Annotated in this window: 13 protein-coding genes; 4 read left to right on the top strand and 9 right to left on the bottom strand. The window is 39.0% G+C overall.

Annotation, left to right across the window (positions count from 1 at the left end; all coding sequences use genetic code 11):
• Position 1 precedes the first annotated feature (1 nt).
• The 8 genes from V5739_RS09840 to V5739_RS09805 form a co-directional block, all read right to left on the bottom strand.
• Positions 2 to 742, bottom strand: coding sequence for an ABC transporter ATP-binding protein (locus V5739_RS09840; protein WP_423820465.1), 741 nt, complete (start codon positions 740 to 742; stop codon positions 2 to 4).
• Positions 735 to 1,973, bottom strand: a complete 1,239-nt coding sequence (locus V5739_RS09835) for an efflux RND transporter periplasmic adaptor subunit (RefSeq protein WP_423818022.1) — start codon at positions 1,971 to 1,973, stop codon at positions 735 to 737. Before V5739_RS09835 ends, V5739_RS09840 begins: the two co-directional genes overlap by 8 nt.
• A 4-nt stretch (positions 1,974 to 1,977) precedes the next feature.
• Positions 1,978 to 3,336, bottom strand: coding sequence for a TolC family protein (locus tag V5739_RS09830; protein ID WP_423818021.1), 1,359 nt, complete (start codon positions 3,334 to 3,336; stop codon positions 1,978 to 1,980).
• A gap of 306 nt (positions 3,337 to 3,642) precedes the next feature.
• Positions 3,643 to 4,371: a LytR/AlgR family response regulator transcription factor gene (locus V5739_RS09825; protein WP_423818020.1), complete on the bottom strand. Its 729-nt coding sequence runs from the start codon at positions 4,369 to 4,371 to the stop codon at positions 3,643 to 3,645.
• Positions 4,368 to 5,384, bottom strand: coding sequence for a sensor histidine kinase (locus V5739_RS09820; RefSeq protein WP_423818019.1), 1,017 nt, complete (start codon positions 5,382 to 5,384; stop codon positions 4,368 to 4,370). Before V5739_RS09820 ends, V5739_RS09825 begins: the two co-directional genes overlap by 4 nt.
• Positions 5,384 to 5,743, bottom strand: coding sequence for a DUF4907 domain-containing protein (locus V5739_RS09815; RefSeq protein WP_423818018.1), 360 nt, complete (start codon positions 5,741 to 5,743; stop codon positions 5,384 to 5,386). Before V5739_RS09815 ends, V5739_RS09820 begins: the two co-directional genes overlap by 1 nt.
• Before the next feature lie 111 nt (positions 5,744 to 5,854).
• On the bottom strand, positions 5,855 to 6,871 hold the full coding sequence (locus tag V5739_RS09810) for a Kelch repeat-containing protein (RefSeq protein WP_423818017.1): 1,017 nt from the start codon (positions 6,869 to 6,871) through the stop codon (positions 5,855 to 5,857).
• Entirely contained in the window at positions 6,861 to 7,733 is an 873-nt protein-coding gene (locus tag V5739_RS09805) for a DUF6268 family outer membrane beta-barrel protein (RefSeq protein WP_423818016.1), read from the bottom strand. The genes V5739_RS09810 and V5739_RS09805 overlap by 11 nt, the downstream gene beginning before the upstream one ends.
• A gap of 223 nt (positions 7,734 to 7,956) precedes the next feature.
• Here V5739_RS09805 and V5739_RS09800 point away from each other — a divergent pair, with 223 nt between their 5' ends.
• The 4 genes from V5739_RS09800 (at position 7,957) to V5739_RS09785 (ending at position 14,127) form a co-directional block, all read left to right on the top strand.
• Positions 7,957 to 9,264: a DUF4270 family protein gene (locus V5739_RS09800; protein WP_423818015.1), complete on the top strand. Its 1,308-nt coding sequence runs from the start codon at positions 7,957 to 7,959 to the stop codon at positions 9,262 to 9,264.
• Positions 9,245 to 10,501, top strand: a complete 1,257-nt coding sequence (locus V5739_RS09795; protein WP_423820512.1) for a hypothetical protein — start codon at positions 9,245 to 9,247, stop codon at positions 10,499 to 10,501. Before V5739_RS09800 ends, V5739_RS09795 begins: the two co-directional genes overlap by 20 nt.
• Before the next feature lie 133 nt (positions 10,502 to 10,634).
• Positions 10,635 to 11,381, top strand: a complete 747-nt coding sequence (locus V5739_RS09790) for a hypothetical protein (RefSeq protein ID WP_423818014.1) — start codon at positions 10,635 to 10,637, stop codon at positions 11,379 to 11,381.
• A gap of 46 nt (positions 11,382 to 11,427) precedes the next feature.
• Positions 11,428 to 14,127 (top strand): BamA/OMP85 family outer membrane protein, encoded by a 2,700-nt coding sequence (locus V5739_RS09785; protein ID WP_423818013.1) that lies wholly within the window; start codon positions 11,428 to 11,430, stop codon positions 14,125 to 14,127.
• Between the two features lie 826 nt (positions 14,128 to 14,953).
• Here the strand turns inward: V5739_RS09785 and V5739_RS09780 are convergent.
• Positions 14,954 to 15,409, bottom strand: coding sequence for a DUF6730 family protein (locus tag V5739_RS09780; protein WP_423818012.1), 456 nt, complete (start codon positions 15,407 to 15,409; stop codon positions 14,954 to 14,956).
• Positions 15,410 to 15,415 lie beyond the last annotated feature (6 nt).

The following is a 15,415-nucleotide window of genomic DNA, read 5'->3' as shown; positions in this document are numbered from 1 at the left end:
ATTAATCTTCTTTAGGCAAGGCTGCTAATTCCCTGTGCGCCATCAAGATGTTGTTATTCACCTCATCTTTAATTTTATTTCCATCCTTCAGCACTATAGTGCGGCCGCTAAAACCTGCAATATCCTGCTCGTGAGTTACAAAGACAATTGTTTTTCCCCTCTCGTTTAAATCCTGAAAAAGGGCCATCACCTCATAGGACGTTCGGGTATCCAGGTTTCCGGTAGCCTCATCGGCCAGTATTACAACCGGATCATTTACCAGGGAGCGGGCAATTGCTACCCGCTGCTGTTGCCCTCCCGAAAGCTGGGAAGGAGTATGATCAAGCCTGCTGCCAAGGCCAACCTGCTTTAGTGCGTTCACTGCCCTTTCCCTTCGCTCTTCAGTAGAAACTTTGCTATTGTACAATAAAGGCAACTCTACATTTTCCAGGGCAGAGGTTTTGGGGAGTAGGTTGTAAGACTGAAAAATAAATCCGATTTTTTCATTCCTTATTTTTGCCAGGGCATTCCGGTTTAGGTTCCTTACCAGAACCCCATCAATTTCATAGGTACCTGAAGATGGCTGGTCCAGGCACCCTAAAATATTGAGCATAGTACTTTTACCTGAACCGCTTGATCCCATAATCGTCACAAACTCTCCTTCCATGATACTGCAAGAGACTCCTTTAAGGGCATGTACTGTTTCTTCCCCCATCACAAAATCCCTTTTAAGGTCATCTATTTTAATAATGGTCTTACTCATCATTCGGTTGTTTTTTCTTATCATTTCTTCCCGGAGGTTGTGGCATAAAAGGGCTGCTGCTTTCCTGCCGGGTCGATACCTTACCTTCGGTTTTGAGATTGTAGACCAGCCGGTTTCCCTCCTTAAGCCCTTCTAAAACCTGTATGTTCACTCCGTCACTGGCACCCAACTTAACTATCTGTGGAGTAATAGCAGCATTTGCATTATATTGCCATACCACTGTTTTTTGGTCATTTGCAGGCGCCGGTACCTTCTGTAGAGGCTGGGAAGGCTCTGCCCCATTCTGCTCATGGTACCTTCGCAACAATTCCATGTCTGGCTCAAAATTTACCGCTTTGGCTTCGATGGTAAGTACATTGCTTAATTCCAGCGTATAGATAGCAACTGTCGCAGTAAAACCGGGTTTTAATTTTAATTCGGGATTTTCAGCTTTTATCACCACAGTATAGGTAACCACACTTTCTTCTTCCGATGGATCTAACCTTACCTGTGTTACAGTACCATCAAAAGTTTCCCCCTGATAAGCATCCACCGTAAACGAAACCCGCTGGCCTTCTTTGACATTTCCTATATCAGCTTCGTCTACATCAGCTTCAACCTGCATTTGTTTTAGATCCTGAGCTATTGTGAAGAGAGTTGGAGTTTCGAAATTAGCAGCTACTGTCTGCCCTTCGTTTACTGTTTTAGAGAGCACAACACCATCTATTGGGGAATAAATATCGGCATATCCAAGGTTGGTTCGCGCTTCCTGTAAGGCTGACAGCGACTGCGTTACCGCGCTCCTGGAATTGCTGTAGCTATATTCTGCATCATCGAAATCTGACTGGCTGATTACTTCCTCATCCAGCAGTTTTTCCTGACGGTTAAATATTTTTTCATAATACTTAAATTCATTCCTTGCATTTTCATAGTTGGCTTCCGCCTTTTGTACTGCCGCCTTTAAATTGGTTTTATCCAGTTCAGCCAGCAATTGCCCTTTACTAACTTCGCTGTTATAATCCACGTATATTTTTTCCACTTCTCCGGAAACCTGGGTTCCTACTTCAACTTCGGTTAAAGGCTCAATGGTACCGGTGGCAGTAACCATAGTCGTCACATCTCCTTTTTTGACGGTAAGGGTTTCGACCTGTACTGTGGTTTCGTTGTTTCCCCTGAAGAAGAAATAAGCCGCCACAGCCAGTATCACTATGATGATAAAAGTGATTATTATCCTGATCTTTTTATTTTTCATTTGATTAAATTTTGATTTCGTTTCCCTGATAAAATTGAAGCAGTTGATTGTATAAAATGCTCAGGTATTTCGCCTGAATGTAATTTTGTTCAGCATTAGTGTAAAGGTTTTGACTAAGCACAAGATCTGTGGTGTTGATAGAGCCTACTTCATATTGTTCCTGAGCAAGTGCATAAGAATCCCTCGCCGCATTACGAGCGGCTTCTGCAGCTGTGATTTGTTCCTGTGCAGAAACAGAATTTCTCCAGGCTGTTTCTATTTTTTGATATAGTTCCTTTTCTTCGGTCCTTAGGTCTATTTCCGCTCTTTTAATATTGATTTTAGCGGTCTGCACCTGTGCTTTGACCTGACCCCTACTGAAGATGGGAATATTGAGGGATAAACCAACACGCTGATTAAAATTGAGATCAAACTGATCGCTAAAAGTCAAATCCTGAATACTGGTATATCCACTTCCTAAACTTCCTGAAAGCGATAATGATGGCAGATAACCTCCCTTTGCTATGTCAAGGTCTTTTTCATAAATATCAACATTAAGTTCGCTGGCTTTTATTTCAGGAAGGCTTGCCAGTGCCTCGCGGTATATTTCTGTTTTATTTTGAATTATAGAAGACCCATTATAGTCTATATCTGGTTCTTCAATTTGAAAATCCACTTCAGGCTCCAGTTCAAGAAGTTGTTTAAGCACCAGCACCTGGGCACTGTACCTGTTCTGGGAGTCTATTAGATTGTATTTATTTGAAGCAGTCTGAGAAACAGCATCTGAATAATCCTTTTTTGCGATAGCACCGGCATCATACCGGGCTTTTGCTGTTTCAACTTCTTTATTTGATCCCTCAAGAGTATTTTGTGCAACGTAAATAGCTTCCCTGTAATACAGCGCCTGCAGGTAAGCTTCGGTTATACTCAGGATAATATTATTTTCGGCTTCTTTGACATAAAGTGAGCTTTGATCTACCAGGAGCTCATTTTGTTTTATCTGGTTATTCAATTGATTTCCCTGGAATAATGTAACCGATGTATTTAATGAAGTACTGGTAGAGTGAATCTGTTCATTGACGTATGCACTGGTAATAGGATCTATGCTATATCCATTGGTAAGACTTTGGGATACACCACCGTAAAGGTTTGGCAATCGCTCCAGCTTTGATTGTTTGTGGTTCACAACGGCATTGCTTCTATCCAGTTGAGCACTGAGAATGGTGAGGTTATGTTCTGTTGCGTAACTAAGACACTCCTGCAACGTCCAAATCTCTTTTTGGGGAGCTTGATCTGTCATCTTTTCACGAACCTCCTGCAAGCCTTCCTGCGCATGTGAGATGAAGGAACAGAGAAACAAAACAATGATAATATATCTCTTCATTTTATGATGATTAACTTGTATTACATCACAAAATTCCGATAGCTAAAGGGACTTAGGAAACGAAATAGAAGTACAGGATATATTTGAGGATGAAAAGATTATTTTTATCTACAAATTTAATTTTACATTACAACCTAAACAGTAACCTTTCTACAAATTAGACGTTTAATCAAAAAACAGCTAAATAAAAATTTCTTCGGAAGGATTGCTTCGGAAGTAAAAAAAGGAAATAGGAAATTTTATAAAAAACAGGTTAAAGTGGTGCGAAAAATTTCTTACGACACCTTTATTTCAAAAGTAATAAATCTAAAGCTTTAATCGCTTAAGCACCGCTTCTTTATAAGTATCTCCAATAGGAACCCTGGTATCCGTAAGAAGAAGCCGCGTTTTTTGAACAGAGGTAATGAAATCGACATTCACCACATAAGACCTGTGAACCCGCAGAAACTTTACCGGAGGCAGTTTTTCAAGTATACTTTTAAAATTAGACAGGGTAAGTACCGGCTTTGCATCCCCTTTTAGGTGAATTTTTATGTAATCTTTTAGGCCTTCAATATATCTTATTTCATTCAGGTATATTTTGACATTTTCATAATCTGCACGAACAAAGATAAAATCATCGTAATGCTGAATCACATCAGGTTCGGCCGGTGGTATAATTTCTGAATTCGGCTGACTTCTGCTTTCCAATTTTTCTGATGCCCTGGAAACAGCTTTTACGAAGCGATGAAAAGGAATGGGTTTCACAAGATAATCTGTAGCATTCAGATCGAAACCCTGTAGTGCGTACTGTGGGTAAGCAGTGGTGAAAATGAACTGGGGTGGATTGTCCAGACTTTTTACAAGGTCTATTCCCGTGAGGTTTGGCATTTCAATATCAAGAAATATTAAATCCACCTGATGTTTATTAAGGGTACCTATTGCCTGCAGGGGGTTGGTGCATTTGGCAACAATCTCCATCCCTCCTATTTTCTGAAGGTAGGATTCTATCACTTCTATAGCCAAAGGCTCGTCATCAATTATAACACATTTCATAAAGTAAGATCCAGGTGCAGTTGAACTATAAACCTATTATTTTTCTCTTCAACTATAAATTCATGCTTTTGCGGGTACAGGAGTTCAAGCCTGCTACGAGTATTCTTCAAACCAATTCCCGCATTTTCATTATCCTTTTTGCGATGCCCTATAATATTGGAACATATAAATTTTAGATCGTTTGGAGAAACTATGATCTTGATCTTCACTTCGGTATTCCCCTGAAAATCTGTTCCATATTTAAATGCATTTTCAATTAAAGAAATTAACAACAAAGGTCTTATTTTTTGGTTGGAAACAGGACCTTTGATATTAAAAGTGACATTCTCATTGTTTGCAATTCGCAATCTCTGAAGCTTTAAATAATTCTGAATATAATCCAGTTCATCTTTTAAAAGTACCAGTTCACTGTCTGTTTGGTAAAGCATATACCGCATCAATTCAGAAAGGGTAATAATAGCCTCCGGCGCATAATCAGACTTCTTGGCGCTCAAAGAATAAATACTGTTAAGGGAATTGAATAAAAAATGAGGACTTAATTGATTGCGTAAAAAGTAAAGTTCTGCTTTACTTTTTTGGTTTTCAATTTCTTTTTTCTTCATTTCATTTTCATTCCATTCCAAGTAAACCCTTACAGAAGTTCCTGCTACAAGGAAAGCGAGATTGCTAAGGACTGGAATAAAAAGAAAAAAAGATCTTCGTGGCGGCCTCATTTCCCCTGGCCTGGGAAATTCTGCCGGCGGCGGTGGAGGATCATCAAATAAAATAACGGGCAGGATCACTACTGCCGCAGCACAGAACAGGTAAAGGTAGGTTTTCTTCTTTAGTAGTAAATATGGAACTAGATAGAGGTAATTGATATAAAAAACCGCAAAATTAATACACAATCGTACTATGGAATGTCTGTCAATAGTACCATCATTTTCTGAATAGATAGGGACGAGGCTTATTAACAAAAAAATTAGCCACACTACCAGGTGAACCAGGAAAGGTTTATATTCTTTGATCTTCATTATCTTGCGGCGGGTAAAGAAAACTTACTTTTATAATTTATTGCCATTTCTTCCAATTCGTTTACGCTGATTCCCGGATTTTCTTTTTTTTCAAGTTTACTAACTACACGCTGTGCTACTTTCTCTGCTTCTTCAGATGTTGAAAAAGGCTGCTTTTGAGAAACTGCAGGAATAAATTCCTGTCTTATCAACACAAGATCATTCTTCGCGATAAGATATCCATAACCTGATTCCACTTGATACACTTCAGTATTAAAACCTTTCTGGACATCATTTCCACTCCATCCAACAGTACCGGTTATACTAAGTATCAAACACACCAAAGGTATCATTATTCTTTTTGCTTTATAAATACCCATAATTCCTTTTTTTATGCAAAAACCCAGAGCTTTTTTAACGGGGTACTGTTAATAATCACTCTGGGTTCCTACTACTAAACAAAACTAACTTATAAAAAACCAATCAACAATTTAATCTTCGTCATCATACTCCTGCTGAGGAAAGAGCTCGTAGATATCATCCAGGTAAAGAGTACCGGATTTTCCCATTAAGACATATGCCCTTTCTCCGGTGGAGAAGCTAACCGCGTCTTCTCTGGAGGTTCCTTCCAGAGAGGTGATTTCTTCCCAGGTATCTGCTAATGGATCATACTCCCATATTGTAGAGGAAGCTCCCCCGCTATATCCTGCTGCAATATAGCCCAGCCCCTGCAGTTCGAAACCAACCGCATTGTACCTTGCGACCTGGTAATCATCATCCTCATTAAGATCGTTCTTACGGGTGAAAACCTCTGTTTCGGGATTAAATTCCCAGAAATCATATTTATAAAGCCCGTTACTGATTCCTGTTCCAATGTAAACAACGTTATCTATCGTAAAGCTGGTGGCACTTTTTCGTTTATCCCCACCAAATCCAACAAGTTCACTCCACTCGTCTGTTGCGGGATCATACTTGTAGAAATCCTTCTTATCATTTTTCCCATCATATCCCGTGCCTATGTATCCTTTTCCGTCTACGCCGAAACCTAAGGCTTCTCTTCTTACTCCCCCTAAAAAATCGGCTTTTCTTTCCCAGGTATTTGTAGCGGGATCATATTCGTAGAAATCACTAAGTTCTGTAATACCCGAATAACCTGTTCCTACATACCCTTTGTCATCAATAGTAAAGCCTACGCCTGCACTTCTTGCTGCACCGGGGAAATCGGCTTTTTGCACCCAGTAATTTCCTTCGGTATCATACTCCCAGAAATCCTGTAAATAATCGTCTCCATCATATCCTGTTCCCATATAACCGTTATCCCCAATGGTAAACGCTACTGCATTACTTCTTGGAATACCATCAAAAACAGACCTTGTCACCCAGTTTCCGCGTTCATAATCATCATCATCGCTTGAGCAGCTCATCATAAACAATGAACTTATAATACTTACTCCAATTAAAAATTTTCTATTCTTTATCATCTTTTTGATCATTAATTTATTTTTCAAGATTCAGTTTTATTCCGGTACTAAAAATGGGCCGCGGCGCTATCTCAAATTGTAAGACCTCATTGTTATTCTTATCCAGCAATCTGTACTTGCTGTTTAGAAGATAACCTCCTCCTATATTGAAAGACCAGGCATCATCCAACACGTAATTGTAGTTTATGGAAAGCACAGTGGATGAAAGCCCGGTTTTTTCAGCAGTATACTGCAAATTTGGCTGTAAAGGCTCGCCAAGGTTCAAGTAAGTTCCGGTAAAATCGAGTTTTGCGCTAAGGCTGTATTTTTCATTAGGTGTGAAAAATATTTCTGTTTTCGGGAATCCTATTTCTGCCGTAAATTCTTCATTTAACCTTTTGTAGTAGCTTACGAGAGGATATATTTGAGGTTTTCCGAAATAAGTTTCATATCCGGCTCCTATTTTAAAATAGGATGGATTTGCGACACTTCCTCCTTTTTTCAAAATGTATGCACCACCGGTATACAGAAAATCTTCTGAAGTAATCCCACTTTGAAAATTTGAGGCCAGGGAAATTTTAAAGTAGCTATGCACATCCCAGTTCCCGGAAACTGAATATCCTAAATGAATCCTGTTTCCGAAGATTTTATAATTCTCAATATCTTCTGTATTAAAGGTGGTTTCAAAAGGATAACTGAAGTTGTAATTCTCAAAGGAAGTTTCATTTTGTAATTTCAGCTTTCCGAAGTTCAGTAAAAACCGACCTTTAACATCTATGCTGTTAAGGCCAACATCACTACTGCCTGCAGGATACAGATTGTAGTTTCCTTCGACACCCGTTTCCTGAAACTGGCCGTATGTTGTTGCTCCAAAACCAAAGAAAAGTATCAACATTATCTTTTTTAGCATTCCAATTAAAAGTTTCGCCAAAACTATTTCAGCGAACCGGCTTACTAAAACATACTCGACGAACTCCCGCTTCTTATATACCAACAAAAAATTTACGGAGATTAATATTTTTGAACGGGTTCGTCTATAAAAACCTGCTTCCAGTCTATAAGAAAAGGGAAGGTATATATGATTTTTTAAGGAACAGGCTTGTTGGAGTAGGTTTGCCGGAAATTCTACTACTATGAACCGTTCACTAATCCAAATTTTACAAAAAGGAGGAATCCTTCTTCTTCTTTTTCTTTCTGCCTGCAGTGAAGATGACTCTTTGCTCAATGTGGGAGAAGATTGGGCCAATACCAGCACTGAAGTCTATTCGATTGATACATTAACTGTAAAAGCCTCTACCTTTAAATTTGATTCTATTTCTGTCTCGGGAACAGACCGGTTGTTAATAGGAGCTTACAGTGATCGTACTTTTGGCGTGGTAAAAAGTGAAGCCTACCTGCAGTTAAATCCTTCAGGCTTTACAATTGACAGTAAAGGTACTTTTGATTCCATCGCTCTTATTTTGAAATACGATGGCTATTTCTACAATGATACCCTTCAGACCCAAAAATTTACAGTTGCTGAAGTACTGGAAGATATTGAACCGGATGATGATGGGGATTATTACTACAATACAACAGATTTTAATTATTCAGAAGAAAATCTGGCCACGAAAAATTTCACTCCTTATCTTTCCCGGGACTCCCTGTATATAAAATTAAATGATGATTATGGCCAGGAAATCTTTAACAGGATCCAGAGTAAAAACATTACCAGTTCAGAAGAATTCCTGAGAGAGTACCAGGGTTTAATCGTCCAGGCAGACAGTGGCAACAGTGCTATTTTTGGTTTTTCCAAAGATAGTTATGTACGCATCTTCTATACCGTTGAACAGGAAGCAGAAGATGAAGAAAATGAACTGGATTTTAGCCTTAGCTCAACAAACAGTTTTCACCATGTCTCTTCAAATTTCAGCAATACCTATTTTGATGCTATTGAAAATAAAGAGACTTACCTGCCCAGTACAGCAACCAACGATCAAATTTTTATCCAATCGGGATTGGGGATTGCAACAAGAATAGATATCCCATACCTAGAAAGGTTAAATGATATTGAAGGAACGGGCACCATTATAGAAGCCAATCTAAAGATCTCCTTAGATCAAACTGAAGCCAACAAGAACCACTTTACCAGGGATTCCCTGCAGTTTTACATCATTAATCAACGATCTGAAATTGTAGGGCAGCTGACTGATTACAACAGTGCAACTGTACAGGGTTTAATTGAAGAAGAAGATGATGAATTCAGCACACTCACTTATACTGTGCCCCTCAAATACTATATCGATACGAAAATGACCGATATTAATGGTAGTAAATGGTATTTCGCCATGTATTCCCAAAATTTCAATTCCTCCATAGACCGGTATATTTTCTATGGGGAAAATGCGCCCGATCCCAAAAAGATCAAACTAGAATTAACCTATGCTCTTTACGATGAATAAGATCCTGCTTTTTTGCTTTTTCAGTATAATATACAGTGCTGCGCTCTACCCACAATCAAATACTTTGTCCAATTCTCCTTATTCCCTGTATGGCCTTGGCACTACAAACCAACTCAGTACAGGTAAAACAAATGCCCTCGGGAAAGCCGGTATTGCCTTACCTTCCACAACTTTTATTAACAGCCTCAACCCCGCATCCTATGGTGCTATCCCTTTAAACAGCTTCTTTTATGATATAGGTTTAAAATATGAGATCAATGAAATGCAGGAAACAGGTGCCGAAGGATCTGCTACAAACGGAAACTTTTCAAATCTCGCATTTGCTTTCCCTATAAACAAAAGATCTGGCGTGGGAATTAGCCTGCTGCCTTATACGAACGTAGGATATACAATCTCGGGTGTACAAACAGAGATTGAAGGTTCTAACGAGAATTTTTATTCTTATATAACAGGCTCGGGCGGACTTAATGAAATTAAACTGAATTATGGTTTATCCATTAGTGAGCGATTCCGTATAGGAGCTTCCGGTTCGTATTTATTCGGAAAAATATCCGAAAATGAGGTAGATTACATCAACAGTAATATTCTCGAATTCACGGAAGCCAACAGGTATAACGGATTTAGAGTAGCCCTGGGGCTACAGTATGATGCTTCTGAAAAAATCTCTTTTGGTTCCACTATTAAATTGCCCACCAGCCTAAGTGGAACCCAGGAACAAACAATGGACCTTTATCTTGACGGGACTACTCTTGTTGAAAGCTCGGAGGCTGAAGATGATATTGATGCCTTCTCCCTTCCACTGGAAGTGGGATTGGGTTTGAACGCCCGGCTCAGGAAAAATCTTTCATTGAACCTTGACTACACCAAAGAATTATGGACTTCCACGAATCAGGAAGATGGTCTCGGTTCATACGTAGATCAGGACGTGGTTGGTTTAGGTATGGAATTTTCAACCAACGGCAGCCCTCTTTCCTATGCCAACAGGATCCAATACAGGGCAGGGCTCAATTATAGTTCAGGAAATCTGGAAATTTCCGGAGAAAAGATTTCAGATTACGGAGTAAGCATAGGGTTAGGTCTTCCCGTACAGCAAGATCGTAATTCCATGTTCAACCTCATGTATTCCTACGGAAAAAAAGGGCAGGTTTCCAACGGATTAATTCAGGAAAATTACCACCAGTTTAGCCTGAACATAAGTCTCGAGGACATCTGGTTCCTGAAGAGTAAATTCCAGTAGGAAGAATTTTTTTTGTACTGATTCAGTTTTAGCCACCGGTAGGTAAACCATCATATTTTCTAACATTCGTTTTCTGCTGTGAAATACCCCTGATCTTCCAAAAGGAGGTTTGAAAATTTGTAAGGTATCCATTATGATAAAATATATCTTTCTTGCTCTCTCATTTCTCTTTGTAAAACCTGTGTTTTCACAGGAGGTAACGATCCTGAAAGGAAAAATATCAGCCGATTCTCTCGATGGCAGTTCCATCAATATCATTAATCTTACAAAAGATATTTGTACCACTAACCTGCCTTCCGGAGAATTCGAAATAAAGGTGAGTGAGATGGATACGCTCATTTTTTCCTCCCTACAGTACCAAACTTTGGAAATGGTTATTACTCCGGAAGTTTTACAGGAGAGTTTTCTAAATGTTGAATTAATTGGAAAATTGAATGAATTGGATGAAGTAATCATCAGCAATATTGATCTAACGGGAAGCCTAAATCGGGATTTGAGCCAAATCAAAACATACAATCAGGCTGATTTCGGGTTTCCTCTAAAAAAATCTCTGACTCCTTTAGAGAGGCAAATGCACAGGGCGAAAAGTACAGCAATAAGTTGGGCTTTTAATACTCTCAACGGCACTATGGATAAGCTAGAAAAGTATGAGAAAATAGAAAAATTAAAGGCCATTGTGCAGGAAGGAATGGAAGCAGTGCCACGCCTCTTTTTTATCGAAGATCTTGGGATCCCGGAGGAACATGTAGTCAATTTCGTGTATTACTGTGCGGAAAACCCGAATTTTTATATCCTTTTAAGGCCCGAAAAACGGTTTGATTTAATTGAATATTATCAAATGAAAGCACCCAAATATTTAAAACACAAGAAGGAAAACTGAAGAGAATGTAGGGTTGAGTCCTTTTTAAAGATTAAAACTTATAAACATGTCTTTGTCATATAGGAGGCTATTTTTAATTATCAAAACAGAGAAAGAAGATTTGGAAAAACAAGTGAGCAACTTAGTTAGTGCATTTAATGCCAGAAGAATTATAGCACTGGTGGCAATCTGCCTATCTTATACGACCTTATCACAAGCCCAGGATCTGCCACTTGCCAATGGCAAAGAATATACCATTGGAGAAATTACCGTAACCGGTACTACCTCCTATAGTGAACAAACGGTAATTGCTTATGCAGGTCTGAGATCAGGCGAAAAAATTTTCATCCCTGGAGACAGGATCAGCAAAGTTATTAGAAAACTGTGGGAATCAAACCTTTTTAGCGACATCAATATTTTTGTAACAAGCATTGAAGGGGACACCGCAAATCTTGAACTAGAGATCCAGGAAGTCCCTGTCCTTAGCGAAGTAAGGCTTCAGGGTGTTAAAAAGAAGGAAAGGGAAGAGATCATTAAGGAAAGTAAACTTACGCCGGGAGTTAAGGTTACAGAAAACCTGTTGACAACTACCCGCAATTACATTCGTAAAAAATACCAGGACAAAGGTTTTTTCTATTCAAAAGTTTCAATTAACACTATTCCTATAGAAGATACAACGGGAACCAGCAACCTGTTGAACATGATCGTGAATATTGATAAAGGTGAAAAAGTAAAGATCGATGAGATCGTTTTTGAAGGTAATGAACAATTTTCCGATGCCAAGCTGAGGAGATCAATGAAAAATACGAAACAACAGAATTTTTTCAGATTCTGGAAAAGGTCAAAATTTATTGAGGAAGACTATGAAGCAGACAAAAAAAAGATTATTAACAACTACAAAGAAAAAGGCTTTAGGGATGCCAGGATCGTTTCAGATACTCTTTTACAAGTAGATGAAGATGATGTTGCCTTAAAACTGAGAGTGGAAGAGGGTAGTGAATATTACTTCGGAGAAATCACCTTCCTTGGAAACAGTGTTTACACAAATGACCAATTAAGAAGGATTTTAGGAATTAATAAAGGTGACGTCTATAACGGAGTTTTGCTGGAAAAACAAATAGCTGATCAGACTAAACCTGATGCAAATGACCTTACCAATCTTTATCAGAACAACGGTTACTTGTTCGCAAACATCAATCCTGTTGAAGTAAGGGTTTATAACGACACCATTGACTTGGAAATAAGGACCCACGAAGGAAAAATTGCCTATTTTAATGATATAACCGTAGTCGGAAATGACAAGACGAAAGATCATGTAATCTATCGTGAATTGCGTACCAAACCGGGTAACAAATACAGTAAACAGGACGTGATCAGGACCATCAGGGAACTTGGGCAGCTCGGTTTCTTTGATCCTGAGCAATTGGAGCCGCAATTTAAGAATGTAGACGGTAATAGTGGAACTCTTGACCTTGAATATAGTGTAGTTGAAAGTGGTGGCAGCCAGGTCGAATTACAAGGTGGTTATGGTGGCGGTGGATTTGTAGGTACCCTTGGGCTTTCTTTCAACAACTTCTCCCTGGCAGGAATTTTTGACAAAGAAACTTATAAACCTCTTCCAATGGGAGACGGACAAACCCTTTCTTTAAGAGCACAAGCCAGTACCTATTACCAAACTTATAGTCTGTCTTTTTCTGAACCCTGGTGGGGAGGAAAAAAACCGGTGAGGCTTTCAACATCATTCCAGCACACTGAACAGTTTTACTACGACTACACATCATATAGTGCTGACAGAGATAAGAAATTTACCATCACAGGTGTTACCTTCGGATTAGCCAAACAATTAAGAGTTCCTGATGATTTCTTTGTGTTGTCTCACTCTGTCGGATTCCAGCATTATAATTTGAGTAATTATAATACAGGTTTATTTACCTTTGGTGACGGATATTCAAATAATCTTTTTTATACTATCGGGCTTACAAGGAACAACACCTCTGTAAACCCGATCTTTCCTACAGGGGGTTCAAAATTTGAAGTCATCGCGAAATTGACTCCGCCATATTCTCTTTTAAATGATGTTGATTATGCTAATTTAGGTGACGAGAGAGAATTTCAGCTTGAGAACGAAAACGGAACCCTTATCAACAGCCAAGGTACACCCTTACAACCGGGAGAAGACCCTGTGCCGGATCAATCAAAAATAGACCAGGAAAAATTCAAATGGCTGGAATTTTACAAGATCAAGTTCAGTGGAACATGGTACACTAATCTATATGAAAAGCTGGTGATGAAATCTCACGCCGAATACGGATTTTTGGGTGCCTATAATAATCGTGGAATTCCACCTTTTGAAAGGTTCTTTCTAGGGGGAGACGGCATGGGCACGTACAGCCTGGATGGAAGGGAAGCGATCGCGCTAAGAGGTTACCCAAACCAATCTTTAGTACCAGAGAGCAGCAATGCAACCAGCACTAATGACGGTGCAACCATCTATAATAAATACTCTCTTGAACTGAGGTATCCCATTACGTTGAAACCATCGGCGTCTATTTATGCTCTGACATTTTTGGAGGCAGGTGCTTCTTACGACGGCTTCAGAAACTTAAACCCTTTCCAACTAAATCGATCAGCCGGTGCAGGCCTGAGAATATTTATGCCTGCTTTTGGATTGTTAGGAATAGATTTTGGGTATGGGTTTGATCCTCTTCCTGGTGAAAATACTTCCAATGGTTGGGAAACCCATTTCATAATCGGCCAACAGTTTTAATGCAAATTTAGGATCATTAATTCGACAGGATAGTCATTTAATAAACATAGAAAAGTGAAACCAAAACATTTCAAATAGGAAATAGGTATTGCCTCAGCCGGATCCATGCTTGTTATTCCCAGATCATCTCTGCCGGCAGGACTTACATCTCCATATTGGTTAGGAGCATGAAGGACCTTAGTTGCGCTGATTCGATCTGTGCGGCATCAAAGACGTAAGTGTAAAAATCAAATATCTTTTTTGCCTCTGCTGGAGTATTCCCTCCTTTCCAAATGAGACATTTAAAATAAGTGAGCCCATTTGCTGTTGCCAGTATTTCGGCAAAGGCAGCATCAGGAGATTTTGAATAAAGGCCCAAAGCAGAAGGATTGGAAATTATTCTGGGTGGATTTCTTATAGCGGATTAATAAGAAAAATTACAGCCTTTGCAAATCAGGGTAAGATCAAACTTGAAGCTTTATCAAAATAACTCCATTAGCTAAAATCCCATAATAGGTAACTTAAGGGTGAACAAAAGAAAATGTCTTATTAGTTTTTTTGGTATAAGCAGAAAATAAATCATGCTACCGGACTGTGGGAACCAAATTTTATAATTCTCGAGGCAAAAAGATCAATGAAATGAGGTCAGTAGCCTCATAGATGTTTTATTAAATTATTATAGTGGCACAATCGGCTCTCCTTTACTTTGGCTCCAATCGTAATGTGTTCCAAAAAAAGTTTTCCGCAAAATAGCCCCATATCTACCATAACTTACCTGCGCGGGATCCTGTGCTGTTTTTATAGCGTACGGGAAGTTAAGCGTTAAGTAAAAACAGCATAGGGCGCATTATGGAATGTTCTGGTTTTGCAGCCAGTTTTTGAAAGCTTCATTTATTTCCGGATTTTCTGAAAAGTACCGGTCATACATTTTCACTTGTTCCTTTTCCAGCACCTGATGAGCTTCAATTGTGTCATTTTTTGATTCTATTACCTCAAAACTTAAATACCCAATAAAGGTAATCAGAAGGATTAAACAACATCCAAAGATGATCCCTAAATTCTTCGGAAGGATGTAAGCATTCTTCAGTTTTTCATCAATGGCGGCTAATTTTTCTACGGCTATTGTTTCTTTTTCCTGTTGCTTCTGAAAGAAAAAATTCAATTGTTCTTCCATCACTTCAGTACTAATGGGAATACTACGGTTTTGAAGTTCACCTGTCATCTTCTTCAACTGCAAAAGTCCTACCTGGAAGTCCTGCATTTCATCAGCCATCAACTCCATTATTTCATCCAGTTTCTTCATCTTCTT

Source organism: Salinimicrobium sp. TIG7-5_MAKvit, from assembly GCF_049569215.1.
GTDB lineage: Bacteria > Bacteroidota > Bacteroidia > Flavobacteriales > Flavobacteriaceae > Salinimicrobium > Salinimicrobium profundisediminis.
The sequence above is the reverse complement of the archived record's forward strand: the minus strand, read 5'-3'. Positions and strand labels throughout refer to the sequence as shown.